This is a genomic window from Streptomyces armeniacus (assembly GCF_003355155.1).
Lineage (GTDB): Bacteria > Actinomycetota > Actinomycetes > Streptomycetales > Streptomycetaceae > Streptomyces > Streptomyces armeniacus.
This window is the reverse complement of the sequence record NZ_CP031320.1, coordinates 5,453,025-5,478,652: the sequence shown is the minus strand read 5'-3', so window position 1 is coordinate 5,478,652 and position 25,628 is coordinate 5,453,025. Positions and strand designations below refer to the sequence as shown.

At 73.5% G+C, this 25,628-nt stretch carries 21 protein-coding genes; 8 read left to right on the top strand and 13 right to left on the bottom strand.

Features of this window, described 5'->3' with window-relative positions; translation table 11 throughout:
• Positions 1 to 231 precede the first annotated feature (231 nt).
• The 9 genes from DVA86_RS23895 to paaK form a co-directional block, all read right to left on the bottom strand.
• Entirely contained in the window at positions 232 to 867 is a 636-nt protein-coding gene (locus DVA86_RS23895; protein ID WP_245997054.1) for a hypothetical protein, read from the bottom strand.
• A gap of 6 nt (positions 868 to 873) precedes the next feature.
• Positions 874 to 1,815 (bottom strand): carbohydrate ABC transporter permease, encoded by a 942-nt coding sequence (locus tag DVA86_RS23890; protein WP_208881308.1) that lies wholly within the window; start codon positions 1,813 to 1,815, stop codon positions 874 to 876.
• A complete protein-coding gene (locus tag DVA86_RS23885; RefSeq protein WP_208881306.1) occupies positions 1,815 to 2,789 on the bottom strand; it encodes a carbohydrate ABC transporter permease in 975 nt (324 codons plus the stop codon). Before DVA86_RS23885 ends, DVA86_RS23890 begins: the two co-directional genes overlap by 1 nt.
• Positions 2,786 to 4,156, bottom strand: a complete 1,371-nt coding sequence (locus DVA86_RS23880) for an ABC transporter substrate-binding protein (protein WP_425470914.1) — start codon at positions 4,154 to 4,156, stop codon at positions 2,786 to 2,788. The genes DVA86_RS23885 and DVA86_RS23880 overlap by 4 nt, the downstream gene beginning before the upstream one ends.
• 103 nt (positions 4,157 to 4,259) lie before the next feature.
• A complete protein-coding gene (locus DVA86_RS23875) occupies positions 4,260 to 5,012 on the bottom strand; it encodes a cupin domain-containing protein (protein WP_208881304.1) in 753 nt (250 codons plus the stop codon).
• Complete coding sequence (locus DVA86_RS23870; protein ID WP_208881302.1) at positions 5,006 to 5,953, bottom strand: DUF6807 domain-containing protein; 948 nt, start codon at positions 5,951 to 5,953, stop codon at positions 5,006 to 5,008. The genes DVA86_RS23875 and DVA86_RS23870 overlap by 7 nt, the downstream gene beginning before the upstream one ends.
• Entirely contained in the window at positions 5,950 to 7,197 is a 1,248-nt protein-coding gene (locus DVA86_RS23865; RefSeq protein ID WP_208881301.1) for a Gfo/Idh/MocA family protein, read from the bottom strand. Before DVA86_RS23865 ends, DVA86_RS23870 begins: the two co-directional genes overlap by 4 nt.
• A 631-nt stretch (positions 7,198 to 7,828) precedes the next feature.
• On the bottom strand, positions 7,829 to 8,401 hold the full coding sequence (locus DVA86_RS23860) for a S1 family peptidase (protein ID WP_245997052.1): 573 nt from the start codon (positions 8,399 to 8,401) through the stop codon (positions 7,829 to 7,831).
• A gap of 205 nt (positions 8,402 to 8,606) precedes the next feature.
• Positions 8,607 to 9,905 carry a phenylacetate--CoA ligase PaaK gene (gene paaK / locus DVA86_RS23855; protein WP_208881299.1) on the bottom strand — a complete coding sequence of 433 codons (1,299 nt, stop codon included), beginning with the start codon at positions 9,903 to 9,905 and terminating at the stop codon, positions 8,607 to 8,609.
• A 242-nt stretch (positions 9,906 to 10,147) separates the two neighbouring features.
• On the opposite strand from paaK, the gene DVA86_RS23850 reads away from it, so the two are divergent.
• A complete protein-coding gene (locus DVA86_RS23850; RefSeq protein WP_208881298.1) occupies positions 10,148 to 10,378 on the top strand; it encodes a DUF397 domain-containing protein in 231 nt (76 codons plus the stop codon).
• 68 nt (positions 10,379 to 10,446) lie between these two features.
• Here the strand turns inward: DVA86_RS23850 and DVA86_RS23845 are convergent, their stop codons facing one another.
• The gene (locus tag DVA86_RS23845; protein WP_208881297.1) at positions 10,447 to 11,226 is read right to left on the bottom strand and encodes a leucine-rich repeat domain-containing protein; all 780 of its coding nucleotides are present in this window, start codon (positions 11,224 to 11,226) and stop codon (positions 10,447 to 10,449) included.
• 70 nt (positions 11,227 to 11,296) lie between these two features.
• Here DVA86_RS23845 and DVA86_RS23840 point away from each other — a divergent pair, with 70 nt between their 5' ends.
• On the top strand, positions 11,297 to 11,797 hold the full coding sequence (locus tag DVA86_RS23840) for a hypothetical protein (RefSeq protein WP_208881295.1): 501 nt from the start codon (positions 11,297 to 11,299) through the stop codon (positions 11,795 to 11,797).
• 112 nt (positions 11,798 to 11,909) lie between these two features.
• Here DVA86_RS23840 and DVA86_RS23835 read toward each other — a convergent pair whose 3' ends face one another.
• Positions 11,910 to 13,016: an aminoglycoside phosphotransferase family protein gene (locus DVA86_RS23835; protein ID WP_208881294.1), complete on the bottom strand. Its 1,107-nt coding sequence runs from the start codon at positions 13,014 to 13,016 to the stop codon at positions 11,910 to 11,912.
• Positions 13,017 to 13,270: 254 nt separating this feature from the next.
• Here DVA86_RS23835 and DVA86_RS23830 point away from each other — a divergent pair, with 254 nt between their 5' ends.
• Entirely contained in the window at positions 13,271 to 14,770 is a 1,500-nt protein-coding gene (locus DVA86_RS23830; protein ID WP_208881292.1) for a DNA-binding protein NsdB, read from the top strand.
• A 78-nt stretch (positions 14,771 to 14,848) separates the two neighbouring features.
• Here the strand turns inward: DVA86_RS23830 and DVA86_RS23825 are convergent, their stop codons facing one another.
• Positions 14,849 to 16,384: a PP2C family protein-serine/threonine phosphatase gene (locus tag DVA86_RS23825; RefSeq protein WP_208881290.1), complete on the bottom strand. Its 1,536-nt coding sequence runs from the start codon at positions 16,382 to 16,384 to the stop codon at positions 14,849 to 14,851.
• 291 nt (positions 16,385 to 16,675) lie between these two features.
• Between DVA86_RS23825 and DVA86_RS23820 the strand changes: the two genes are divergently transcribed.
• Positions 16,676 to 18,151 carry a HEAT repeat domain-containing protein gene (locus DVA86_RS23820; protein WP_208881289.1) on the top strand — a complete coding sequence of 492 codons (1,476 nt, stop codon included), beginning with the start codon at positions 16,676 to 16,678 and terminating at the stop codon, positions 18,149 to 18,151.
• Positions 18,152 to 18,202: 51 nt separating this feature from the next.
• Positions 18,203 to 21,823, top strand: a complete 3,621-nt coding sequence (locus DVA86_RS23815) for a hydantoinase B/oxoprolinase family protein (protein ID WP_208881287.1) — start codon at positions 18,203 to 18,205, stop codon at positions 21,821 to 21,823.
• 37 nt (positions 21,824 to 21,860) lie between these two features.
• On the opposite strand, the gene DVA86_RS23810 is transcribed toward DVA86_RS23815, so the two are convergent.
• Entirely contained in the window at positions 21,861 to 22,319 is a 459-nt protein-coding gene (locus DVA86_RS23810; RefSeq protein WP_208881286.1) for a DUF6924 domain-containing protein, read from the bottom strand.
• A gap of 68 nt (positions 22,320 to 22,387) precedes the next feature.
• Here DVA86_RS23810 and DVA86_RS23805 point away from each other — a divergent pair, with 68 nt between their 5' ends.
• The 3 genes from DVA86_RS23805 to DVA86_RS23795 all read left to right on the top strand — a co-directional run bounded on the left by DVA86_RS23805 (position 22,388) and on the right by DVA86_RS23795 (position 25,608).
• Positions 22,388 to 23,110, top strand: a complete 723-nt coding sequence (locus DVA86_RS23805) for a lipase family protein (protein ID WP_208881284.1) — start codon at positions 22,388 to 22,390, stop codon at positions 23,108 to 23,110.
• A 63-nt stretch (positions 23,111 to 23,173) separates the two neighbouring features.
• A complete protein-coding gene (locus tag DVA86_RS23800; protein WP_208881282.1) occupies positions 23,174 to 24,685 on the top strand; it encodes a hypothetical protein in 1,512 nt (503 codons plus the stop codon).
• On the top strand, positions 24,682 to 25,608 hold the full coding sequence (locus DVA86_RS23795; RefSeq protein ID WP_245997048.1) for a hypothetical protein: 927 nt from the start codon (positions 24,682 to 24,684) through the stop codon (positions 25,606 to 25,608). Before DVA86_RS23800 ends, DVA86_RS23795 begins: the two co-directional genes overlap by 4 nt.
• The last annotated feature ends 20 nt before the right edge of the window (positions 25,609 to 25,628 follow it).

Sequence of the window (25,628 nt, the reverse complement as noted above, 5' to 3'; positions counted from 1 at the left end):
ACACGTACGCGCTCACACCGCCGCCAGCCAGAACGCCTTCCCCTTCGACGTGTTCTCGCCCAGGTCGACCGGGAGCCCCACCGTACGGAGCCGCGCGCCCATGTGCGTGCCCCGGTCGAGGCTGCGCTGGGTGCCGTCGTCGGTCAGCCGGATGCCGCCGTCGCGGAAGACGACGGTGGCGCGCAGCGCGTCGTTCTCCAGCGTCCAGGTGCGGCTGCGGGCTCACGGGGATCACCCTTCGCTGGTACGGGAGTTGCCTGTCGCACGGAGTTCGATGACGGTCACCGCGAAGGCGAGCGGCCCCAGGACGAGCGGTGCCAGCAGCGGCAGCATCCAGACGAACGCGCCGCACAGCACCACCGCCACCGCCGTCAGCACGCAGCCGCCCGGATCGGCCACCGCGCGCGCGGAGGCGTTTCGCAGCGCCGTACGCCAGCTGGCCGCCGCAGCGGGATCGGCCGCCGCGCGCAGCCCGACGACAAGGGCCGCCGCGGCCAGGACGGCGAGCGCCGCCGACACGGCGGGCGCGCCGGGCAGTCCGGCGCGTGCGAGCAGCAGGTCGAGGCCGAGGAGCGCCGCGACGCCGAGGACGGTCGCGCCCGCCGCGAGGGTCCGCGGCAGGCCGTGTGCGCGCAGCGCGGCGGCGTAGCGGCCGACGGTCACCGTACGGTCCTCGCGGATCGCGCCGCGCAGCACGGAGCAGGCGGCGGCCAGCGCGGCGGGCGCGGTGACGACGGGAAGGCAGACGACGGCGGTGGTGATGCCGACGGCGAGCATGTCGGCGAACAGCGCGAAGCGCGGCCCGAACAGCTCGCCGGGCTCCCGGGTCTCACGGCGCAGCGTGCCGGGCGTACGGGCGGTGCCCACGGCCCGTCAGCCCTTCAGTCCGGACGTCGCCATGCCCTGCACGAGATAGCGCTGGAACGCGAAGAAGAACAGCACGATCGGCAGCAGCGAGACCACGGACATCGCGAACATCGGCCCGAACGCAGAGGTGCTGGACTGGTCGACGAAGTTCCGCAGGGCCAGCGTGATCGTGAACTTCTCCGGGTCGAAGAGGTAGATCAGCTGGGTGAAGAAGTCGTTCCAGGTCCAGATGAACGTGAAGATCGCGGTCGTGATCAGCGCGGGCCGGGTCAGCGGCAGCACCACCGACCAGAAGATGCGGAACGGCCCGCAGCCGTCGATACGGGCCGCCTCGTCCAGCTCCCTCGGCAGCCCGCGCATGAACTGCACGATGAGGAACACGAAGAACGCCTCGGTGGCGAGGAACTTCGGCAGGATCAGCGGCCAGTACGTGTCCACCATGCCGAGCTGGTTGAAGATGATGTACTGCGGGATCAGCACCGCGTGGTGCGGCAGCATCATCGTCGCCACCATGAACGCGAACATCACGCCGCGCATCCGGAACCGCAGCCGCGCGAAGGCGTACGCGGCCAGCGCGCACGACAGCACGTTGCCGAGCACCGAACCGAGCGAGATCAGCAGGGAGTTCGTCAGCAGTCTGCTGACGGGCACGCCGCTGACGCCCTCCATCGCGGTGCTGTAGTTGGACCACTCCAGCCGGCCCGGCAGCAGCCTGAGGCTGGTGACGACCTCCTCGGCCGGTTTGAGGGACGTCGCCAGCAGCCACACCAGCGGGTACAGCAGGACGAGCAGCACCGCGAGCGCGCCCGCGTGCCGCGCCAGGCGGCGCGCGCGGGTACGGGCACGTGCGCGCCCGCCGGTGCGCGCGGGTCCGTCGTGGCCCGCGCCGGTGCCCGGGCCCGTACCGGTGCCCGTGCCGGTGTCGTGCGGGGCGGCGGCGGTCGTCATCAGCCCTCCTCGTTCGCGTAGAAGACCCAGGAGCGTGAGGTGCGGAACAGCACGACGGTCACCGCGCCGATGGCGAGCAGCAGCACCCAGGCCATCGCCGAGGCGTAGCCCATGTGGGAGGCGGAGAAGCCGCGTTCGTAGAGATAGAGCGTGTAGAAGTTCGTCGAGTCGGCCGGGCCGCCCTTGCCGGCGCTGATCGCGAAGGCGGGCGTGAAGACCTGGAAGGACTGGATGGTCTCCAGCACCAGGTTGAAGAACAGCACCGGCGACAGCATCGGCAGGGTGACGGACACGAACTGCCGCCAGCGGCCCGCGCCGTCCAGCGCGGCGGCCTCGTACACGTCGGTCGGGATCTGCTGCAGCCCGGCGAGGAAGATGACCATGGGGGCGCCGAACTGCCAGACGGTCAGCAGCACGACGACGAACACGGCGAGGTCCGGGTCCGCGACCCAGCCGCCGGTGTTGATGCCGACGCCGGAGAGGAGCTCGTCGACGGTGCCGCCGTCGTTGAACAGCGCCCGCCACACCAGCGCGATGGACATGCTCGCGCCGAGCAGGGAGGGGGCGTAGAACGCGGAGCGGTAGAAGCCCTTGCCGGTGCGCATGGAGTTGAGCAGGAGGGCGACGCCGAGCGCCAGCGCGAGCTTGAGCGGCACGGCGACGACGACGTACAGCAGCGTCGTACCGACCGAGCGCCAGTAGCGCGGGTCCTCGGTGAACATCTCCGCGTAGTTGCGCAGGCCGACCCACTTCGGCGGGTCGAAGAGGTTGTAGTCGGTGAAGGAGAGGTAGAGCGAGACGGCCATCGGCGCGAGCGTCAGCAGGACGACGCCGAGGATCCACGGGGACAGGAAGATGTACGCGGGCCCCTGCCGTTCGCGCCGCACCGGCCGGCGGCGCCCGGGGGCCGCGCGGTCGCGGGCCGGGGCGGGCCGTTCCGCGGCGGCGGCCGGGGGCGGTGCCTGGGCGGTCATCGCAGCTCCCTCTCAGCCTCGGCGACGTACTCCTCGGCGGCCTCGGCCGGGCTCTGCCGCTCGTACACCACCTGCTGGTAGACCCGCGAGAACGACACTTGCAGGACGACGTCGCCGCGCGGCGGCGCCTTCGGCGGCGGGTCGACGCCGTACCGGATGACCTTCTTGCCGAAGTCGTAGAGCTCCTTCTCCGGGCCCTTCAGGTCCTTGCTGACCCGTTCGGCGATCTCCTGGTTGGGCGGTACGCCGCGGGTGACGCCGAGGATGTCGCCCGCGGCCGGGTCGTTGAGCAGGAAGTCGACCAACTCGGCGGCCTCCTTCGGGTGTTCGCTGTTCGCGCCGACGCCCAGCAGCATCGTCGGCTTGATGTACTGCCCGGCCTTGCCGCCCGTGGTGGGCACGGGTGCGAAGTGGACGCTGTCGCCCAGCAGCGGCGGATACCCGAGGAACGGCGCGTCCCAGGTGAAGTCGGTGGCCGCCAGCTTGCGGCCCATCGGCCCGCTCTCCACCGCGCCCGAGATCTGCGACGTGTCCTTGGCCTGCGACACGACGCCCTCACGCCGCAGCTTGTCGGTGAAGCTCCAGAACCGTGCGAGATCGCGTGCGGTGAAGCCGAGTTCGTCCTCCGACGCGTACAGCTGCTTGCCGCGGCTGCGCAGCCACATCTCGAACGCGTCCTCGTGGACGCCCATGTCGGTGTGCCCGGTGTACGGCTTGCCGTTCGGGCCCTTCAGCCCGAGGTCGCTGACCGCGCGCCCGGCGTCCGCCCACTCCTGCCAGGTCCAGCCCGGCTTCGGCGGGTCGACGCCGGCCTTCTCGAACACGGCGGCGTCGTACGCGAACCCGGTCGTGCCGCTGCCCATGGGCAGGGCGTACTGCGTGCCCTCGTACGCCCCCGTGCTCAGCAGTTCCTTGTCGAACGCGCCCGTGCGCAGCGCCCCGCTCTTGACGTACGGGCCGAGGTCGCGGAGCGTGTCGCTGCCCGCGTACTGCGAGATCTGCCGGTAGTCGAGCTGCGCCACGTCCGGCAGGTCACCGCCCGCCGCCTGGGTCGCGAGCTTCTGCACGTACGACTCGTAGCTCGCGAACGACGTGCGCACCGTGACGTTCGGATGCCGCTTCTCGAACAGGTCGACGGCCTCGTTGGTGCGCTTGTGCCGGTCGTCGTTGCCCCACCAGGCGAAGGTGAGCGTCACCTTGCCGCCGCTGGAGCCGCTCGCGTCGCCGGAACAGCCGGACAGCAGCAGCGCCAGCGCGCTCAGCACGGCCAGCGCGGCGAGTGCGCGGGGCGGCCGGGTCCGCGAGCGCGGTGTGCGCGGCCTGCGTGCCGTGCGCGGCGTCCGGCGTATGCCGGGGGTGCTCGTCACCGTGCCTCCTGGGGGTCGTCGGTACGGGCGTGGGGTGATCCGCGTGTCTGTGGTGGCAGGGGTCCGCGTGTGGGGCATGCGTACGGGCGTGTGGACGTACGGGCTACGGCCCGGGCAGGGGCTCCCGGGCCGTGGCCGCGCTGGTCGCGTACACGTCCAGCCGCCCGCACATCCCGAACCGCCCGCGTACGGAAGGCTGTTCGGCCCGCACCTCCGCCTCCGCCAGATGCCCCGCGTCGCCCCGTCCCAGCGCGGCCAGCTGCGCGCCGGTCGCCGCCGACGCCGTCGCGGCGCCGCGCTCCCAGCGCTGCCGCCACTCGTCCAGCCGCGGCCGTACGAGCGCGGCCGCCGCCCGGTGGAACGCGGCGAGCGGCTCCGGGTCGCCGGCCTCCGTGGCGCGGCGCAGGGCGTCGTAGCCCTCGAGGGCCAGGTCGCGCCGTGCGCGTGCGGCGCGCTCCTGCCCGGCCTCGCTCGCGCCGGCCGGCAGGGCGGTGGCGGCGGCGTAGGTCTCCGGGTCGCGCAGCTGCTCCGGCGGGAGGGTCAGGACGGCGTCGCCTGCCTCGGGCAGCCCGCTGTTCTGCATCATGACGACGATGCGCAGGTCGCCGTCGTTCACGAGCCGGTGGATCGTGCCGGGCGTGAACCAGACCAGCGAGCCCGGTTCGAGCGGCGTCTGCCGGAAACCGGACGCGGTGAGCGTCTGCACCGCCCCGGCGCCGCCCGTCACCACGTACCCCTCGGTGCAGGTCAGATGCATGTGCGGGGTGCCGCCGCAGAGGCCGTCGGCGGCGGGCCAGTCGTAGACGGAGAGGTGGGACACGGCGACGGCGCCGGGCGGCCCGGCGAAGGTCACCACGGGTGCTCCCGCAGGTACGCGGCGATCTCCTCGCGCTCCCACGCGCCGTCCGCGACGACGACGCGGTAGCGGCGGGTGAGGGTGTCACCGGGGGCGAGCGCGAGTTCGTCGTGGAAGGCGAGGGAGGGGGCGACGGCCGCGAACGGCTCGTTGCGTACGAACCAGTGCGCGGGGTGCGCGCCGTCCTTGCCCAGGTCGTCGTTCTCGGGGGCGTGCGCGAAGACGAGGGTGGCGTGGCCGTCGGCGCCGTCGTGCTCGCCGGAGTACGCCAGCCACGGCGCCTGCTCCCCCATCAGCCCCGGGCCCTCGGCGTCGGGCCCAAGCACCCTGCCCGCCCGGAAGGCGCGCGGGCCGCGCCAGAACAGCCCGGTGTAGCCCGCCTGTTCGCGCCCGTGCGTGGTGGGGCTGCCGAACAGCAGCGGCTCCGTACGCCGGTTGGTGACGGCGCTCGTCCAGGTCAGCGCCCACGAGCCGGCGCCGGGCTCCGGGTGCACGTCGTGCACCTCGATACGGCGCTCCTCGTCGGCCCACAGCTCGCCGGTGTACGGGTGCCAGGTCAGCCGCTCGGCGATCACCGCGCGCCCGTCGTCGTCCGCCGACACCTCGTCGAACCCGGTGTGGGCCATCGAGCCGACCCGTTCGGGCAGCGCGAGATAGCCCTCGCCGTGCACATAGGTGTTGCCGCCCCACAGGTTCTGGCCGGACAGATGGGAGGCCGTCATCTGGAGGCCCTTGTGCCAGCGGTGGTCGTTGGGCCGGTAGTCGGTGACGACGTTCGCCGAGAGGGTGCGCAGCGGGTGCAGATACGGCTTCGGCGCCTCCCACGCCGCCTCCGGGCGGTAGACGTAGCGCAACAGCTCGACACCCGTGGCCGGTTCGGTGACCGCGATGTGCTCGCCGTGCGCGTGGACGAGCCGCAGCCGCTTGCCGTCGCCGCTCATGCGGCCACCTCCGTGTCGTCCGCGTTGTCCGTTCCGCCTGTGTTTCCTGTGTCGCCTGTTTTGCCTGTGTCGCCTGTTTTGCGGGTGCTGTCCGGTGGGGCCCAGCCGGGGGCGCCGCCGTGCAGGACGGTGTAGTACGGGTCGCCGGGGCCGATCTCGCCCGCCCGTACGGTCCCGCCCGTGAACGCCGACTTGTACAGCGCGGTGATCAGCTCCAGGCTCGTACGCCCGTCCGCGCCGCTGCTGCGCGGCCGTACGCCCGCGCGCATGCTCGCCACCAGCTCCCGCAGCTGCGCGGTGTGCGAACTGGGCACGTCGGGGCCGAAGTCACGCCACTCCGCGACCTGCGCCTCGGGCACGCCGGGGGCGGGGGTGACGCGCCAGTCGTCGTTGCGGTGGCCGTAGAGGTGGGTGAGTTCGACGGTGGCCCGCTCGCAGTCGACGCGGATACGGCTGACCTCGTCCGGGCTGAGCACGCTGTTCACGACGGTCGCCATGGCGCCGCTGTCGAAGCGGACGAGGGCCGTCGAGACGTCCTCCGTCTGCACGTCGTGCACCAGCCGGCCCGCCATCGCACGTACTTCGGTCCACGGACCGAGCAGATCGAGCAGCAGATCCATCTGGTGGATGCCGTGCCCCATCGCCGGGCCGCCGCCCTCGGTGTCCCAACGGCCGCGCCACGGCACGGCGTAGTACGCGGTGTCCCGGTACCAGGTCGTCTGGCAGTGCGCCACGAGCGGCCTGCCCAGCGCCCGTTCGGCCAGCAGCCGCCGTACGTGCCGGGTGCCCGAACCGAACCGGTGCTGGAACACGACCGACGCGAACGGCCCGCCGTCCGTGCCCTCGGCCGCCTCGACGGCGTCGAAGTCGGCGAGCGACGGGCACGGCGGCTTCTCGCACCACACCCAGGCGCCGGCGCGCAGCGCGGCGACGCTCTGCGCGCGGTGCAGGGTCGGCGGCGTGCAGACGGTGACGAGGTCGGGGCGCTCCTCGGCGAGCATCAGGTCGAGATCGGTGTACGGGCGGGGCGCGGGATGTGTGGTCGCTGCCGCTTCCGCTACCGCTACCGCGCAGAACGCGGCGACGGCCGCCTCGTCGACGTCCACGGCGGCGACGAGCTCCACCTCGTTGTCGGCGGCGAGTTCGGTCAGGGCGGTCAGATGACTGCGGGAGATGGCGCCGGTGCCGATGACGGCGGCACGGAGAGCACGGCCTTCAAACGGATGAGCAGACGTGGGAAACACCCCATCGGGCAGGCTGCAGTGGGCTAGAAAGCGCTTGCTGACATGCAAGCTACGGGCGGGGTGCGACACGGGTCAACAGAGGTGCAGCAACGAACTTCGCGCTCTCGGCGCGCGGCACTGACCCCGTACGGGCGGCACAGCACGTACGGGGGCGGGGCGGCGTACGGGCCGCGGGGCGGTCCGCGCGTGCCCGCACCGTCCGTGACCTGCCCAGTTCACGGCAGTTGAGAGGCCTGCGGGCACGGCGGCGCGGCCCGGCGGCGGCTCCCCGAGCCACGGGCCGCCGGGCGCACGGGAGTTGGCGGCCGTGCGCCGCGGGGCCTGGTACGACGCCCGGCCGGTGGGGTGGCGTGCCGACGTACGGGCAGCGGGAAGCGGTTGCCTCAGAGCGGCAGTTGAGTCGTACGATCGGCCACTCGATCGTACGGTCACCGAAAGCGATCGTACGCTCAAGCGGTCGTTCGGCGGGCCGTACGGCAGATGCCCGCCAAACACGTTCAAACGCGCATCGCAGACGCGTCAGACGTCTGCCTGGTGGCTGGTGGCTGGTGGCTGGTGGCTGGTGGCTGGTGCCTGTCAGACGCGAGGTCACATCAAACGCGCATCAGACGGTCAACACGTCTGCGCGCGCTCAGTAGATGGTGAGACCGTACGCGGCGAGCACCTCGGTGATCGGCTGGTAGTAGGAGGAGCCGCCCGAGCTGCAGTTCCCGGTGGCGCCCGACTCCATGCCGAGTGCCGTGGTGCCGGAGAACGCGGGGCCGCCGCGATCGCCCGGTTCGGAGCAGAGGTTGGTGCGGAAGAGACCGTTCACCGTGCCCTGCGGGAAGTTGACGCTCACGTTGACCGCGGTGACGATCCCGCACCGCACGCCGGTGAGGGCGCCGCCCCGGCAGACGGACTGTCCGACGGTGGGCTCGGCGGCGCCGGTGATGTCGATGAACTGGCCGCCGCCGATGGTGATCTCGCCGGGGTAGGAGAGCTCGGAGTTGGTGTAGCGGATGAGCCCGTAGTCGCCGTCCGGGAAGTGCGCGCCCTCGGTGACGCCGACCTGCACGGTACGGCCCGGGTCCGCGTACCAGGTCTGCGAGAGCTCCGCGCAGTGTCCGGGCAGGGTGCCGTAGTACGAGGCCGCGTCACGGACGTTGAACCCGATGGCGCAGGCGAATCCCCCGTCGCCGTACAGGATGTCGCCCCCGCGCACGGCCGGCGCGGCGGCCGACGGTGCCGCTTCGGCGGGCGGGGCCGCGGGCGCCGCCGTGGCCGGGGACAGGGGCAGGGCGAGCGCCGCCGCGAGACCGGCCAGCAGCGCGGCGGCGCTCGCCCTGCCCCTGTCCTGTCCCTTATCCCCCTCCCCGCGCCCACCGGACGGACTCGGGCTAGCCGTACGTACGCCCGCCCCCGTACGGCTAGCCCGGCCCGTCCGCCGGGCGCTCGTCCAGCACGCGGTTGAACTTCCCCGCCGAACGCTCCAGCGTCCCCGGCGCCGTGATCTCCACCGCGACGGTCACCCCGATCTCGTCCCGTACGGCACGCGCGATCGCGTCCACCGCGGCGGTGCGCTGCTCCGGCGCGGCACCGGGCCGCGCCTCGGCCCGTACGGTCAGCCGGTCGAGCCGCGCCTCCCGGCCGAGCCGCAGCTGGAAGTGCGGCGCGACGCCGGGGGTGCGCAGCACGATCTCCTCGATCTGGGACGGGAAGAGGTTCACACCGCGCAGGATGATCATGTCGTCGCAGCGGCCGGTGACCTTCTCCATGCGCCGGAACGCAGGCCGCGCCGTGCCCGGCAGCAGCCGCGTCAGGTCCCGGGTGCGGTACCGCACGACGGGCGTCGCCTCCCGCGTCAGCGACGTGAACACCAGCTCGCCGCGCTCGCCCTCCGGCAGCACCGCGCCGGACACCGGGTCCACCACCTCCGGATAGAAGTGGTCCTCCCAGACGTGCAGCCCGTCCTTGGTCTCCACGCACTCCTGCGAGACGCCCGGCCCGATCACCTCCGACAGGCCGTAAATGTCCACCGCGTCGATCGCGAAGCGCTCCTCGATCTCCCGCCGCATCCGCTCCGTCCACGGCTCCGCGCCGAAGATGCCGATCCGGAGGGACGTCGTACGCGGGTCGACGCCCTGCCGCTCGAACTCGTCGAGCAGGGTCAGCATGTACGACGGCGTCACCATGATGATCTCGGGCTCGAAGTCCTGGATCAGCCGCACCTGCCGCGCCGTCATCCCGCCGGACGCCGGGACCACGGTGCAGCCGAGGCGCTCCGCGCCGTAGTGCGCGCCGAGTCCGCCGGTGAACAGCCCGTACCCGTAGCCCACATGGACCCGGTGCCCGGGCCGGCCGCCGGCGGCGCGGATGCTGCGGGCGACCACGTCCGCCCAGGCGTCCAGGTCGCCCTGCGTGTAGCCCACGACGGTCGGCGCGCCGGTCGTCCCGCTGGACGCGTGGACGCGCCGCACCTGTTCGCGGGGGACGGCGAACATGCCGAACGGGTAGTTCTCGCGCAGCATGTCTTTCGTGGTGAACGGGAATGCCGCCAGGTCTTCGAGCGTGCGGCAGTCCTCGGGGCGTACGCCCGCGGAGTCGAACGCCCGGCGGTAGGCGTCCACGTGGTCGTACGCGTGGCGGAGCGAGGCGCGCAGCCGTTCCAGCTGGAGCCGGCGCAGCTCCTCGCGCGTGAGCCGTTCCGCGGAATCCAGCTGCTGCATGGCACCCCAACAGGTCGTACGGCGGCGCTCGGACGCGTCAAGTAAGCAGTGCCGCGGTCGGCGGGTCAAGGCTCGCGGCCCGGCGGGGCGCCGGCCGGCGGGCACCGCGGCGGCCCGCAGGGCGCGCGAACGGCCCGCGGAAGAAGGCCCGTTGGGACGCCCGTTGAGTGCTCACGCGGCCTGTGCGCGCACCGCACGGATGGATAGTCTGGTCCGGGAAGCGCATCGGGAGGAGCACGCACGTGGCAGACGGCACCACCACCACGACGGCGAGGAAGCCGGAACTCGATCTGACGAACGCCGAGTGGCGGTCCGGAAGCCAGGGGAAGGGCGATGTGCAGATAGCGTTCGTGGAGGGCTTCATCGCGATGCGCAACGGACGCCACCCCGAGGTCCCTGCCGTGATCTTCGCCCCGAGCGAGTGGCGCGCCTTCGTGCTGGGCGCGCGGGACGGCGAGTTCGACCTCACCTGAGCACACCATTCACCTGAGCACGGCCCGTACCGATCCGCGTACGGGCGTATGCGTACGGGCGTGCGGCTTCACGTGAGCACGACGCAGCCGCGTGCGGTCAGCGCCCGTACCACCTCGTCGTCCTCCCCGACGCCGCTCCAGCGCAGATCGAGCTTCTCCAGCGCGGGCAGCTCCGTGAGCCGCGCGGGGAGGCGCCGCAGCGGGTTGGCGCGCAGGTCGACGCGGCGCAGCAGGGGCAGGCCGCAGACGGCGTCGGGGAGCTCGGCCAGCTCGTTCTCGCGCAGGTCGAGCAGGCGCAGCTCGCGGAGGGCGGCGACGCCGTCCGGCAGCGCGGTGAGCGCGTTGCCGCGCAGCCACAGCTCGCGCAGCCGGGTCAGCTCGCCGATGCCGTCCGGCAGCCGCGTCAGCCGGTTGTGCTGCGCCCGGAGCTCGACGAGGCCGGTCATCGCGCCGAGGGTGCGGGGGAGCCGGGTGAGGCGGTTCTCGCCGGCGTTGAGGTACGCGAGCCGGCGCAGCTCACCCAGCGTGTCCGGGAGCTCGGTCAGCCGGTTGTCGTGCACGTAGAGGAACCGGTCCAGGCCGCTCAGCGCGCCGATCTCGGGCGGGAGCGAGGTGATCGCGTTGTGCCCCAGGTCCAGGGTGTGCAGACGGGTCAGCCGCGCGATGTCCGGAGGGACCCGGGTCAGCGCGTTGTCCGCGAGGATCAGCACCCGCAGGTCCTCGCGCCGGAGCAGGTCTTCGGGCACGGCGGAGATGCCCGCGCGCCACAGGTTGGCGGTGCCGCGGTCCGGCGCGGCGGGGCCGGTTGCGGCGGGGGTCCGGGTCGTCTCGTCAGGGCTTTCCGTCATCAGAACGGTGATCCTGGCAGACGGAGCCGTCGGGGGAAACACCCGGTGGACCGGCACGTACCATGACCCCATGTCGTTCCTCCGCCGCCGCAACGCAGCAGTGCCCGCCGGGCCGGACTTCGATGTCCTGGCCATGGACCCGTCCGACTGGCCGGGCAATCTCGGGGCGGGTCTGCTGCCGGCCCCGGACGGCAGCTGCCAGGGCGTTTTCCTGCGCTACGACCTGTTCGGCGGCCGCGGCCCCGCGATGATCATCGGCAACCTCCCGGAGGGCGCGCCCGCGCGCGACGTCGCCGAGGGTGACGTGCCGTTCGAGGTGGCCCAGCTGCTGGCCGCGCTCGAGAACGACGAGCCGGTGGAGGTCGTCGGGGTCGAGGAGGACCCGGTGATGCACGACGACAACCTGCTGATCGTGCGCCGCGTCAAGTGCTCCGAGGAACGCATCTCCTGCGTGCAGTTCGACCGCAGCGACGGCGTGCTCGTGACGATCGCCAGCTGGGACCGGCCGATCACCAACGACCTGTACGCGCTGCTGAAGCCGCTGCCCGCGGAGCTGTTCCAGCAGCAGTAGCGATGCGCCCGCAAGACCGGGGCCCGCAAGACCGTACGCCGTACGCCCGCGCCGCCGTCCCCCGTACGACGCCGCGGGCGCTTCCCCTTGCCTCCCCTTGCCGCGGGCGCCCTCAGCGCGTGCCGACCGCCGCCCGTACCGCCCTGCGGGCCAGCCCGCAGTCGTCGTGCAGCCGCCGCAGCAGCAGGCGTTGCTCCTCCCCGTACGCCATCGCGCCCGCGCGCTCGTGCCCGCGGCCCGCGGCGTTGGCCGGGGGCGGTTCGCGCATGGCGCGCTGCACCGCCGTCTCGTACGTGCGGATCTCCCGCGTGAGTACGAGCATCAGGTTGACCAGGAACGCGTCCCGCGCCGCGGGCCCCGCCGCCTGCGCCAGCTGGCTGATCTGGCGGCGTGCTCCGGGCGCCTCGCTCAGGACCGCCCACAGGGTGGCGAGGTCGAAGCCCGGCAGGTACCAGCCCGTGTGCTCCCAGTCCACGAGCACCGGACCGGCCGGTGACAGCAGCACGTTGGAGAGCAGCGCGTCACCGTGGCAGAACTGCCACGGCGCCTGCTGTCTGCCGCCCGCGTGCGCCACACCGTGCAGCAGCTTCTGCAGATCGCCGAGGTCGCGGTCGGTGAGCAGGCCCAGTTCGTGGTAGCGGTTCAGCCGCGCCGGATAGTCGATCGGCCGGTCGAACGCGGCGGGCGGCGGCCGCCACAGGTTGAGCCGGCACACCGAGCCGAGCACCGCCCGTACGTCCGCCCGGTTCGGCGCCTCGAACGGGTGCCGCTTCAGCGCCCCCGGCCGCCCCTGCATCCGCTCGGTGACGAGCGTGCCGGCGTCGGGGTCGGCGGCCACCAGCCGGGGCACCCGTACCGGCGGCCGGTGGCGTACGAACGTGCGGTACGCCGCTATTTCGTGCTGGAACCGCTCCACCCACTCCGGGGACCGGTCCAGTAAACACTTGGCCACGACGGTGTTCCGTCCGACGGTGCCCGCCAGCAGCACCGAACGGCCGCTGCGCCGCAGCAGTTGCACCGGCTGGAAGTCCGGGCAGATCCTGTGCACCGAAGCGATGACGGTGCGCAGCTGCGCACCCTGTGGGCCGGACAAGTCCAGCCTCCCGCTGAGGGGGTGGAGACCGCCGCCTTGCGCGCCGTTCGCCCGCCGCGGCCCGCCGTACGGCTGCGTGAGCGGCGGCCTGAGCGGCGTGGACACGGGGGACGTTGCTGGATACATGGGCGAGCAGGATCCCTTCGTGCGCCGACGGTTGGCTGCGCTCCCGGCCCGGAGGGCGGGCACGGACGGGTCATGTGCACCCTGGGGAATGCGGATCGTACGGACCGCTCCCGGGCCGGGGTGGCGCGTTCCTACGGCACACCAGCCCGCGGGTGGCACACCATCTGGCGGACCCTGGCGAACCCTGGCGAATCCTCGAAGCGCGGCGCCCGTGACCGTTACTGTCAACTCAGCCGAGATCCTGGGGGCTTGACGTGACAAAGGGACCCAACACCCGTCTCGCGGACCTGTTCGGCCTCGCCGGCTGGTCCAAGGGCGAACTCGCGAGACTCGTGAACCGGCAGGCGGCGGCCATGGGCCACCCCCAGCTGGCGACCGACACCTCGCGGGTACGGCGTTGGATCGACGTGGGGGAGACCCCGCGGGATCCGGTGCCCAAAGTGCTGGCCGCCCTGTTCACCGAGCGACTCGGTCGTGTCGTGACCATCGAGGATCTCGGGTTCCGCAAGCCGGGGCGTACGGCGCGGAGGCAGTCCGTCGACGGACTTCCCTGGGCAGCAGAGCGGACGGCCGAGGTCCTCACCGAATTCACGGGAATGGACCTCATGCTCAACCGACGCGGCTTGGTGGGCGCGGGCACCGCGCTCGCCGCAGGATCGGCACTCAGCAGTGCCATGTACGACTGGCTCAGGGCGGAACCGGCCGCGGCCGGCGCCCGTATCGGCGCGGGCGCGAGCACGGACGCCGTCACCATCCGGGACTACCGCTACCCGCACCCCGACCCGTACGAGGCGGCGCCCGTGGGCGCCCAGGAGATCGACGCGCTCGAGCGCTCGGTCGAGGTCTTCCGCGCCTGGGACGCCGCCCGCGGCGGCGGCCTCCAGCGCAAGGCCGTCGTGGGGCAGTTGAACGAGGTGGGCGGCATGCTCACCTACCACCACCCCGGCCCGCTGCAGCAGCGGCTCTGGGGCGTCGCGGCCAATCTCGCCGTCCTGGCCGGCTGGATGTCCCACGACGTCGGCCTGGAGCCCACCGCCCAGAAGTACTTCGTGATCGCGGCGCACGCGGCCCGCGAGGGCGGCGACCGGCCGCGCGCGGGCGAGGCGCTGTCCCGCGCCGCCCGCCAGATGGTGCACCTGGGCCGCCCGGACGACGCGCTCGACCTGATGCAGCTGGCCAAGTCCGGCTCGGGCGAGGCGACTCTGCCCCGTACGCGGGCCATGCTCTGCACCGTCGAGGCGTGGGCGCAGGCGTCCATGGGGCGCGGCCAGGCGATGCGCCGCACGCTCGGCGAGGCCGAGGACCTGTTCGCCTCCGACCGGGGCGACGTGCCGCCACCGAGCTGGATGCAGATCTTCAAGGAGGAGGACCTGTACGGCATGCAGGCGCTGGCGTACCGCACGCTGGCGGAGCACGAGCCGGCGGCCGCGGGCAAGGCCCAGCGGTACGCGGAGAAGGCGCTGAACCTGCGGGTGGACGGCCGCCAGCGTTCCAAGATCTTCGACTACCTCACGATGGCCTCCGCCTGCTTCATCGACGACGACCCGGAGCAGGCCGACCGCTACGCCAGGCTGGCCCTGCTGACCATCGGCCAGACCTCGTCCCACCGGACCTGGGACCGGCTCCGCGAGATGTACCGGCTCACCGGCCAGTACACGGGCCACCCCAAGGTCGAGGAGCTGCGCCACGAGGTGCGGGCGGCGCTGCCCAAGGGCCCGAGGGAGCGGAAAGGCGGCGGGGGGACGGCGGTGTGACGTGAGGCGCGGGCGGGCCGTACGCGCGCCGGACCCGTACGCGTACGCGCGTGCGCCGGACCCGTACGTGTACGCGCGTCAGTCGCCGACCCTCGCGATCAGCACGCACGCGTCGTCCTCGCGCTCCCTGTCGCCGAACTCCTCGACGACCGCGCGCACGCACTCCTGCGCCGTGTGCGCCGCCGCGAAGCGGGGGGCGAGCGCCAGCAGCCGGTCGGTGCTCGTACGCGCGCCGCCCGCCTGCCCGGACTCGAACTCGGCGCTGCGCGGGGCCAGTCCGTCCGTGTGCAGCACGAGCAGGTCACCGGGCTCCAGTTGGTCGACGCGCTGCCCGTACACCGCCCCCGACATCGCGCCCAGCAGCACGCCGTCGGGCCGCCGCAGTGAGCGGCCGACGCCGCTGCGGAACAGCAGTGGGGCGGGGTGTCCGGCCTGGGACCAGGTGAGGGTGCGGGTGACGGGGGCGTAGAGGCAGCAGACCGCGCTGCCCAGCGCGGGCTGCGCGGTGGAGTCGAGCAGCTGGTTGAGGTGTCCCATCAGGGCGCCCGGCTGCACGCCGGCGACGGCCATGCCGCGCACCGCGCCGAGCAGCGTCGCCATGCCCGAGGTCGCCGCGACCCCGTGCCCCGTCAGGTCGCCCGCGGTCAGCAGGGTGGCGCCGCCGGCGAGCTCCAGCGCGTCGTACCAGTCGCCTCCGATGAGCGCGCCGGTCGCGGACGGGAGATAGTGCGCGGCCAGTTCGAGCGCGCCCGGGTGGCCGCCGGACCCGTGCGGGAGCCGCAGCGAGCCGCGCCACGGCGGCAGCACGGACTCCTGGAGCTCCACCGCGAGCCGCCGCTCGGTCTGCGCGAGATGCCGCTCGTGCTGCAGCGACGCCCGCGTCTCCCGTACGGTCAGCTCGCTCCGGCGCAGCGCGCTGACGTCCCGCAGGACGGCCCACATGGAGGCGGTGCCGCCGTCCGCGTCCAGCAGCGGCTCGCCCATCATGTGCACGGTGCGTACGGCGCCGTCCGGGCGCACGATGCGGAACTCGCCGTCGACGGGCTTGCCGTCCACCAGGCAGTCGGTGACCGCGGCCATCAGCGCGGGCTGGTCCTCGGTCCACACCCAGGACGGCAGCTCGTCGAGGGAGAGCGGGCCGTCGGCCGCGGTGCGGCCGAAGATCCGGAACAGCTCGTCGGACCAGGTGACCTCGTCCGTCAGCAGGTTCCAGTCGGCGCTGCCCACACGTCCCACCAGGGTGCCGGCCGCCGGCCCGGTGCCGTACGCCGCGGCGTGGTGGTCGCCGTACGCCGCCGCGGGGCCGTGCCCGCCGCCGTGCTCCCGCAGGGCGTCCTGGTCGGCCTGCCCGGCGGCCGGTCCGTCGTCGACGCCCTCGCGCAGCTGCGTGAGCTGACCGCCGAGGTCGTCGAGGTGGTGGACGGCCAGCTCGCACAGGGCGCGCTGCCAGCGCCGCTGGGGGTCGGACGACGCGTCCTCGTCCTCGCCCAGGGCGTCACGGCGCACCGCGTCGATTCCGCCGCGCAGCCTGCGGGTCTGGGTGATGAGGGCGTCCAGCGTGCCGCGCTCGGGCGGCTGTACCGAAGGACGGTCCGCATGGAGGTGGGAGGACATGGCAGGTCTCCGATACGGGTGAGGGCCGGTGACGACTCTTGCACAGGCTGCGACCGTGCGTAAGGGATTCGCACGTACCCGATTCGGTGGTGCTTCTGGCATATGTCAAAGGCTTCCCGATTCGCTCTGACCAGCGGATCGGCCGATATGGCGGAATGGGTAGTTCCAGGTAGGCTGCGGCCGCTGGACGGTGCTTCGCCGATCAGGAGTAGAACCGCTGTCACCGGCAAGACTGCCGGTCAGCGGAAATCCCGTTGCCAGCCGAATACCCCGCACCGGATGCTGACTCTTATGTTCGTCGATTCAGTCGATTCAGACATAGCGCCCAGCGGCACGCTGCTCGGCCTCCTTCAGCGAGGCCGTGGCGACGGGACGCTGCACGCCCTCGCGGCGCCGCGCACCGAAGCGCTCTCCGCGCTCCGGCACTGCGTGCTGCACGACCCCCGGCGCGACTGGCAGATCGAGCACCGCTCGCTCTACTACGCCCGGCTCCACATGGAGCTCGACGCCGGGCTCGACGACATCGAGGGACACCTCTTCCACCGCGACGACCTCGTACTGACCGAAGCCGCCGAGGAGCGCACCGGCCTCGCGCTGTCCGTGCTCGGCCACCTCGTCAGCTACGGCGACAAGGGCGCGCTGCGGCTGCTGCGCCGGTACGCGGTCGCCGGCGCCAACTGGCAGTGGGCACTCGACGAACTCGCCGTCCGCGACGACGACTCCGGGCTGCGGGCACTCGGATCGGCGATCCTGGCCCGTTTCCCGCCGACGTCCGAGGGCGACGCCGCTCTCGGCGAGGCCGCGCGCAACGCCTTCGAGCCCCGCCCGTGGCGCCTCTGGGCGGAGGACCCGGCCCACCCCGAACAGGCCGAACGGCTGCGGCTCCTGCAGGAACGCGGCAACTTCGACCGCTGGCAGCGCCAGCTGCACACCCAGGGACCGCGCCCCGGCTGGAGCGTGCGCGAGGTGCTCACCTGGGCACAGGAGGGCGGTGAGCAGCCCGCCGGCCCGCACCGCGAGGCCGCCGCCGCCCGCTGCCTGGCCGCCGTGGCCGGCCCCGACGACCGGCCCGAACTGCTCGCCGCGGCCCGCAGCGGCCCCGACGCCTGCCGCGCCGCCGCCCTGCGGCACCTCGCCGAGCGCGGCGACCCCGACGCGCTCGACCTCATCCAGGAGGCCGCCACCGACCCGGCCTCCGGCTACGACGGAGCGCCGCTGCCGCCCGTCGTGAGCTCCGCGCTCGCCTCGTTCGCCCGCATGCGCAGCGTCGCCGCGCTGGAGCGCGCCCGGCAGTGGGCCGCGCACCGCGACGACGCGCTCGGCCTCACCGCCGCCCAGATGCTCGCCACCAGGGGCGGGCAGCAGGACGCCAAGGCGGTGCTCGGCGCACTGCGCCGCGCCGTACGCGAACAGGGCCCCGACAGCGACGACCTGTGGCCGCTCGTCGACGGCGTGGGACGGCTGACCGTGCACTGCGCGGCGCCCGTGCTGCGGCACATCTACCGCGAGACCGCCTCCTCCCAGCTGCGCGGCCGTACGGCGCGCGCGCTGGCCGCCACCGACCCCGCCTTCCCGGCCGGCTTCGCCATCGAGTGCCTCTGGGACTGCGAGGAGAGCACCCGCGAACTCGCCGCCGAGCACGCCACCACCGGCGACGCCCGCGTCGTCGAACGGCTGCGGCGGCTGGCCGCCGATCCGGCGGAGCAGGCCGGCGTGCAGAGCGCGGTCCGCGGCAGGCTCAGCCCGGACGCGGGGCCGCCCGGCTGACACCGCGGGACAACCACCGCCCGCCACGCGGCGGCCTGGCACGATGGCGGCATGAGCGGGCGCTGGGAGTTCTGGATCGACCGTGGCGGCACCTTCACCGACATCGTCGGCAAACGGCCGGACGGCAGCCTGGTCACCGAGAAGCTGCTGTCGCACGACCCCGGCCGCTACCGCGACGCGGCCGTCGCCGGCATCCGGCGGCTGCTGGGCACCGCGCCGGACGAGCCGGTGCCCGGCGACCGTATCGCCGCCGTGAAGATGGGGACCACGGTCGCCACCAACGCCCTGCTGGAACGGGCCGGCGAGCCCACCGTCCTGCTGACCACCGAGGGCTTTCGCGACGCCCTGCGCATCGCGTACCAGAACCGCCCGCGGATCTTCGACCGGCACATCGCGCTGCCCGGGGCGCTGTACGCACGCGTCATCGAGGTGCCCGAACGGATGGGCGCGCACGGCGACACCGTACGGGCGCTGGACACCGAGGCCACCGCGGAGGCGCTGCGGACGGCGTACGGCGAGGGCTTCCGCAGCGCCGCCGTCGCGCTGCTGCACGCGTACCGCTCGCCGGGGCACGAGCGGGAGGTCGCCCGCCTCGCGCGCGAGGCGGGCTTCACCCAGGTCAGCTGCTCGCACGAGGTCAGCCCGCTGATCAAGCTGGTGCCGCGCGGCGACACCACCGTCGTGGACGCCTACCTCTCGCCCGTCCTGCGCCGCTACGCGGACCAGGTCGCCGCCGAACTCCCCGGCGTCCGGCTGATGTTCATGCAGTCCAACGGCGGCCTGCGCGAAGCCGCCCACTTCCGCGGCAAGGACGCCGTACTGTCCGGGCCGGCCGGCGGCGTCGTCGGCATGGCGCGCAGCTGCGCCGAGGTCGGCCACGGCCGCGTCATCGGCTTCGACATGGGCGGCACCTCGACCGATGTCTCGCACTACGCGGGCGAGTTGGAACGCGTCTTCGGCACGCAGGTCGCGGGCGTACGGATGCGCGCCCCCATGATGGACATCCACACCGTCGCGGCCGGCGGCGGCTCCGTGCTGCTTTTCGACGGCGCCCGCTACCGCGTCGGCCCCGACTCCGCGGGCGCCGTCCCGGGCCCGGCCTGCTACCGCCGCGGCGGACCGCTCACCGTCACCGACGCGAACGTGATGCTCGGCCGCGTCCAGCCCCGGCACTTCCCGCACGTGTTCGGCCCGGACGGAGACCTGCCGCTCGACGCGGAGCTCGTACGGGAGCGCTTCACGCTGCTCGCCCGCGAGGCCGCCGAGGCGACCGGGGACGACCGCAGCCCCGAGGAGGTCGCCGAGGGATTCCTCGAGATCGCCGTCCTCAACATGGCCAACGCCGTCAAGAAGATCTCCGTACAGCGCGGCCACGACGTCACCCGCTACGCCCTCGCCAGCTTCGGCGGCGCCGGCGGCCAGCACGCCTGCGGCGTCGCCGACGCGCTGGGCATCGACACGGTCGTCGTCCCGCCGCTCGCCGGGGTGCTCTCCGCGTACGGCATCGGCGTCGCCGACGCCACCGCCCTGCGCGAGCAGTCCGTCGAGGCCGAACTCACCCCCGGCCTCCTGCCGGAGGTACGGGAGCTGTGCGCGCGGCTGTCCGAGCGGACGCGCCGCGAACTGCGCTCCGACGGCATCGCCGACGACGCGATCAGCACCACGGAGCGGCTGCAGCTGCGGTACGCGGGCACGGACGCCACGCTCACCGTCGGGCTCGGCGAAGCCGACGCGATGCGGCGGGACTTCGAGGACGCCCACCGCGCCCGGTACGGCTTCACCATGGACAAGCCGCTCGTCGTCGCCACCGCCGTGGCCGAGGCCACCGGCACGTCCGGGCCGCACACCGTACGGGCCGCGCCCGGCCTGGACACGGCACCCGGCGGTGGCACGCCCGAACCCGCCGACCAGGTGCGGACGTACACCGGCGGCCGCTGGCGCGACACCCCGCTCCACCGGCGCGACGCCCTGCGCCCGGGGCACACCGTACGGGGGCCCGCCGTCATCGCCGAGGCCGACGCCACCACCGTCGTCGACCCCGGCTGGCAGGCCGCCGTCGACCCGCGCGGCCACCTGCTGCTCGCGCGCGCGGAGGCGCGCCCGGCGCGTACGGCGGTGGGCACCGGCGCGGACCCGGTGCTGCTGGAGGTGTTCAACAACCTCTTCATGGCGATCGCCGAGCAGATGGGCGTCCGGCTGGAGAACACCGCGCACTCCGTGAACATCAAGGAGCGCCTCGACTTCTCCTGCGCCCTATTCGACGAGGACGGCAACCTCATCGCGAACGCCCCGCACATCCCCGTACACCTGGGCTCGATGGGGGAGTCCATCAAGGAGGTCCTGCGCCGCAACGAGGGCGGCATGCGGCCCGGCGACGTCTACGCCATCAACGACCCGTACCACGGCGGCACCCACCTCCCGGACGTCACCGTCGTCACGCCCGTCTTCGACGCGGGCGGCGAACAGCTGCTGTTCCTCGTCGCCTCACGCGGGCACCACGCCGAGATCGGCGGCATCACGCCCGGCTCGATGCCCGCGTTCAGCCGGACGATCCACGAGGAGGGCGTCCTCTTCGACAACTGGCTGCTCGTACGGGACGGCAGGCTGCGCGAGGCCGAGACACGCGAGCTGCTGGCGACGGCGCCGTACCCGTCCCGTTCACCCGACGCGAACCTCGCCGACCTGCGGGCACAGATCGCCGCGAACGAGAAGGGCATCGCCGAACTCCACCGCATGATCGACCAGTTCGGGCTGGACGTCGTACGCGCCTACATGCGGCACGTCCAGGACAACGCGGAGGAGTCCGTCCGCCGCATCATCGCCGGCCTGCACGACGGCTCCTGCCGCTACGAGACGGACAGCGGCGCCGTCATCCGGGTCGCCGTCACCGTCGACCGCGAACGCCGCGGCGCCGTCCTGGACTTCACCGGCAGCTCACCGCAGCGCGCGGACAACTCCAACGCGCCCAGCTCCGTGGTGATGGCCGCCGTGCTGTACGTCTTCCGCACCCTCGTCGCCGACGACATCCCGCTGAACAGCGGCTGCCTCACCCCGCTGGAGATCCGCATCCCGCCCGGCTCCATGCTCGCACCCGAGTTCCCCGCGGCGACGGTGGCCGGGAACGTCGAGACGTCGCAGGCGGTGACGGGCGCGCTGTACGCCGCGCTCGGCGTCCAGGCCGAGGGCTCCGGCACCATGAACAACCTCACCTTCGGCAACGACGAGGTGCAGTACTACGAGACGGTGGCCAGCGGCTCCGGCGCGGGCGACGGCTTCGCGGGCGCCGACGCCGTACAGACCCACATGACCAACTCGCGGCTCACCGACCCGGAGGTCCTGGAGCACCGCTACCCGGTCCGCGTCGAGGACTTCCGGGTACGCGCCGGCAGCGGCGGCGCCGGCCGCTGGCCCGGCGGCCGAGGCGTGGAACGCCGCCTCCGCTTCCTCGCACCGATGACGGTGGCGCTGCTCAGCGGCCACCGCCGCGTGCCGCCGTACGGCATGGCGGGCGGCGGTCCCGGCGCCCTCGGCGCGAACGCGCTGGAGCGTACGGACGGTTCGGTCACGCCCCTGGAGGGGCGCGACGCGGCGGAGGCGGAGGCGGGCGACGTGCTCGTGGTCCGTACGCCCGGGGGCGGCGGCTACGGGACGCCTGCGGACGGCGGCGGCTGAGCCCCGTACGGCGTTGCCGCGGCGGGGCGCGCCGGGCTCAGTCGCCGGCCCCTCGGAGCGCGCGCGAGGCGTCGCCGCGCTCCGGGAAGCCGCGGAAGACGCCGTCCTCCTCGACGCTGTCGGCGTAGTCGAAGAAGTCCATGTTCGAGATCGACAGGTTCGCCTCGATTTCGGGCAGCTCGGCGGCGGTCACCCGGAACGAACGGCCCGGCTCGTGCAGGAGGTCCACGATCAGCACGGGCAGTTCCGGCGAGGCCAGCGCGGGCCCGTCGACCACCACGAAGAACGAGTCCTCGTAGTCCTCCGGGAGCAGCTGCATCAGTTCGTCCGAGGTGAGGTCACGGTACGCGGGGTCGTCGAACAGCTCGACGTCGGCGACGGAGTCGTCTCCGCCGTCCGGTTCGTCCATGGCCGCGACGAAGGCGTCCCACGCCTCGTCGTCGGAGAAGTCGGTGCGGATCGCCAACGGGAAGTCGTGCGACGGGATCCGGTTCACGCTGAGGTCCTTTCGTGGTCGTCTACGATCCCGGGACGGCCCCACCCCCGTCGGAGGATGAGTTGACCATGCGAGCACGTCCGTCCCTGGTCCTGGTGCACAGCCCGCTCACAGGGCCGTCGACCTGGGAACCGGTCGCGACGGAGCTGCGCGGGCGAGGGTACGTCACACATGTGCCGTCCGTGGCAGGGGAGTTCGCCGACGGCGGACCGTACTTCCCGCGGCTCGCCGCGCGCGTCGCGGACGGCATCGTGCGGGACGGCGGCACCGGCCCCGTGCTGCTGGCCGCGCACAGCGGCGCGGGGGCGCTGCTGCCCGCCGCCGCGGCGGCCGCGGAGGGCGCCGGAGTGCCCGTCGCGGGCCTCCTCCACGCCGACGCGCCGCTGCCGCACCCGGGCCGCAGCTGGTTCGACACGGTCCCGGTCGAGCTGCGGGAGCGGCTGAACGCCCTCGCGCGGGACGGCGAGCTGCCGCCGTGGGACGAGTGGTTCCCGCCGGGCACCATCGAGGAGCTGCTGCCCGACGGCGCGCAGCGCGCCGCCTTCCGCGCGGAGCTTCCCCGGCTGCCCCTCGGCTGGTTCGAGGAGCCCGCGCCCGAACTCCCCGCCCGGTACGCCCCGTCGCCGAGCGGCTACCTGCGGCTCAGCGGCGCGTACGAAGACGAGGCCCGGCGCGCCGAACGGGAGGGCCGGCCCGTCGTACGCCGCGACGCGCACCATCTGGCCCTGCTCACCGAACCCCGGGCGACCGCCGACGCGTTGGCGGAACTGGCCGGCGCGCTCACCGAGTGACCGTGCCGCACCCGGGCCGTGCCGTTTCGTCCGTTGTCAGTGGCAGCGCTTAGTGTTGCCGACGTGACTGAGCACGCCCTGGTGAACCCGCCTTCCCCGCCGTCCCCGGCCCCCGGCCCCGCAGCCGACGAGGGGCTGGCCCGCCGGCTGCGCGCGCTCGCCTGCACCGCGCCGCTGCACGACCTGGACGTGCGCAAGGCGAACCTGGCGGGCGAGTACGGCATGTACGCGATGGCCGAGGTCGCCCTCGCCGCCATCGACCTGGTCACCCTGAACATGGACTTCGACACCGGCGCCGACCACGAGGAGATAGTGGCCAGGCTGCTGCCCCGGGTCGCCGCGCAGGCACCGCGGCGGACGTCCGCGGAGCACGAGCGGGTCGCCCGCTGGGTGCTGGAGAACCTGATCAACGTCGGCAGCGTGGACCGCGGATTCCGCGCCGTCTACGGCACGTTCGGGCCCGACGGGGCGTATGTGCGCAGGGACTACGACTTCAAGCTGGTGGAGGAGGTGCCGGGGCCCGGCGGCGGGGTCTATCTCCGCACCACGGACGAGGCCGTCAACGTCCTGGTGGGCGCCCTCGACACGGACGTCACCAGCGCCCAGATCGCGGCCGAGGTCAAGCTGGAGGTGCTGATCAGCCGCGGCCGGCTGGCCGACGCGCAGCTCGCCGCCGAGCAGGCCCGGTACCGCACCGTGCAGTACGCGGAGACGCTGCGCCGCACGCTCGACGCCACCCGCCGCGACGTGCGCGCCGTGGACTGGCTGCGCACCGTCCCCGACATGATCACCGAGGCGCTGGACCACGTCGCCGACCGGTACCGGCACGAGAACGCCATCCTCACCAACATCCGCCGCGCGCGCGACGAGGCCGAAGAGGCCGACCACAAGCGGCGCGCGGCCGAGCTGGTCGACATCGTCAAGGACTGCATCCGCCGGCACACCCAGCTGCAGTCCCGGCTGCTGGAGGCCGGCCCGCTGTTCCGCGCCGAGCAGGACCGGCAGGCGTTCGCGCCGCCCGCCGCCCGCGCCGGCATCGACCTGTACGGGCAGCTGGTGACACCGCTGCTGCCGCTGCCGCTGGAGAGCGCCGTCCGCGTCACCGACGCGTTCTTCGCCTACGGCGCCGGGTTCCGCACGCCCGGCGCGGTGCGCGTGAACGACCTGATAGACCTGCTGCTCACGCCGCCCGCCCCGCGCGAGCACCTGGGCGCCGAGATGCCCGACCCCGACCTGGTGGCCACCCCTGACGACAGCCGGTTCAGCACGGAGCAGTTCGAGGCCGCCGCGGAGCTGCTCGACCTGCCGGCGGACGCCCCCCGGCGGCTGTCCGGGCTGATCGCGGACGCCCGCCGCCGCGACCCCGAACTGCCGTATCTGGTCGCGCTGCTGGCCGTGCACGCCGCCAGCCCGTCCGTCGGCACCGCGTACCGGCAGGGGGAGCAGCGGCTGCTGTTCGCAGCCGACGACGGCACCGAGCTGGACGACCCGGAATTCGGCGGCGCCGACCTCATCGTCGGCACCGCCCTGCTCGACGCGGCCGGCATGGCCGCGGACCGTACGGAGGCGGCATGACCGACCACGGCCTCGACCTGGACCTCGGAGGCGGCGCCGGCGGCGCACAGGGCGCCGGGGCAGCCGGTGCCCCCGCGGAGGCGCCCGTCACCCCCGCCGACGCGGCGGACGCCGCCCGCCTCGTCTCCTTCGGGCTGCACCCCAAGCTGCTCCCCGCACGCGACGCCGAGTACGCGGCACTCCTGCGGCGTTACCGCGAGGAGCCACCCTTCGCACGCCTCGCCGACGCCGTCGCCACCGGCCTCGGGCTCGTCGTCCTGGAGGTCTCACCGCGCGCGGGGATGGCCGTGACGGCGGCCGAGGACTCGGTGTTCGCCGTCCGCATGGGCGACTACGCCCGGCGCGCCACCGCCGACTCCGCCGACCGCTTCCTGCACGGCCTCGCCCATCTCGCCGTCGCCGCCATGGCGTTCCCGCGCCCGCAGGACCTCGCGGACGACGGGTACGTCGGGCGGATCACCGTCAACGGCGTGGACGCCTTCGTACGGCAGGCGTGCCGCCGCCTCGAGGAGCGCGCCGAGCAGCAGGGCGAGAACACCGACCCGGCCACCGACGCGCCCGGCCTGGAGGCGGCCTGGCGGGTGTACGCGCGGCGCAGCGCCACCGGGGCGACCAAGGACGCGCGGAGGCTGGCCGGTTCGACGACCGGCATCGTCGCGAAGGCCGTCGCGTTCCTCGTCGACTCCGGCTTCCTGCAGCGCACCGGCGACGAGGGCGGCGGCACGTACCGCACCACCGCGCGGTACCAGCTCCAGGTGCGCGACACGGCCGGCAGCGCCGCCATGGCCGAACTGCTGGAGCTGGGCATAGTGCCCGTCGGGGACGGCAGCCCGACGCTGGTGCCGCCCGAAGACGAAGGGGAGGCGGAGCTGGTGGCCGAGGCGGGACTGCCGTTCCACACGCACCGGCACGGCCAGCCCTGACACCCGCCGCGCGGTCCGGC

Excerpts from the sequence above, each read along its gene's own strand:
- DVA86_RS23890 (WP_208881308.1), bottom strand. The coding sequence starts at position 1,815 with ATGACGACCGCCGCCGCCCCGCACGACACCGGCACGGGCACCGGTACG.
- DVA86_RS23885 (WP_208881306.1), bottom strand. The coding sequence starts at position 2,789 with ATGACCGCCCAGGCACCGCCCCCGGCCGCCGCCGCGGAACGGCCCGCC.
- DVA86_RS23870 (WP_208881302.1), bottom strand. The coding sequence starts at position 5,953 with ATGAGCGGCGACGGCAAGCGGCTGCGGCTCGTCCACGCGCACGGCGAG.
- paaK (WP_208881299.1), bottom strand. The coding sequence starts at position 9,905 with ATGCAGCAGCTGGATTCCGCGGAACGGCTCACGCGCGAGGAGCTGCGC.
- DVA86_RS23845 (WP_208881297.1), bottom strand. The coding sequence starts at position 11,226 with ATGACGGAAAGCCCTGACGAGACGACCCGGACCCCCGCCGCAACCGGC.
- DVA86_RS23840 (WP_208881295.1), top strand. The coding sequence starts at position 11,297 with ATGTCGTTCCTCCGCCGCCGCAACGCAGCAGTGCCCGCCGGGCCGGAC.
- DVA86_RS23835 (WP_208881294.1), bottom strand. The coding sequence starts at position 13,016 with ATGTATCCAGCAACGTCCCCCGTGTCCACGCCGCTCAGGCCGCCGCTC.
- DVA86_RS23825 (WP_208881290.1), bottom strand. The coding sequence starts at position 16,384 with ATGTCCTCCCACCTCCATGCGGACCGTCCTTCGGTACAGCCGCCCGAG.
- DVA86_RS23820 (WP_208881289.1), top strand. The coding sequence starts at position 16,676 with ATGTTCGTCGATTCAGTCGATTCAGACATAGCGCCCAGCGGCACGCTG.
- DVA86_RS23815 (WP_208881287.1), top strand. The coding sequence starts at position 18,203 with ATGAGCGGGCGCTGGGAGTTCTGGATCGACCGTGGCGGCACCTTCACC.
- DVA86_RS23805 (WP_208881284.1), top strand. The coding sequence starts at position 22,388 with ATGCGAGCACGTCCGTCCCTGGTCCTGGTGCACAGCCCGCTCACAGGG.
- DVA86_RS23795 (WP_245997048.1), top strand. The coding sequence starts at position 24,682 with ATGACCGACCACGGCCTCGACCTGGACCTCGGAGGCGGCGCCGGCGGC.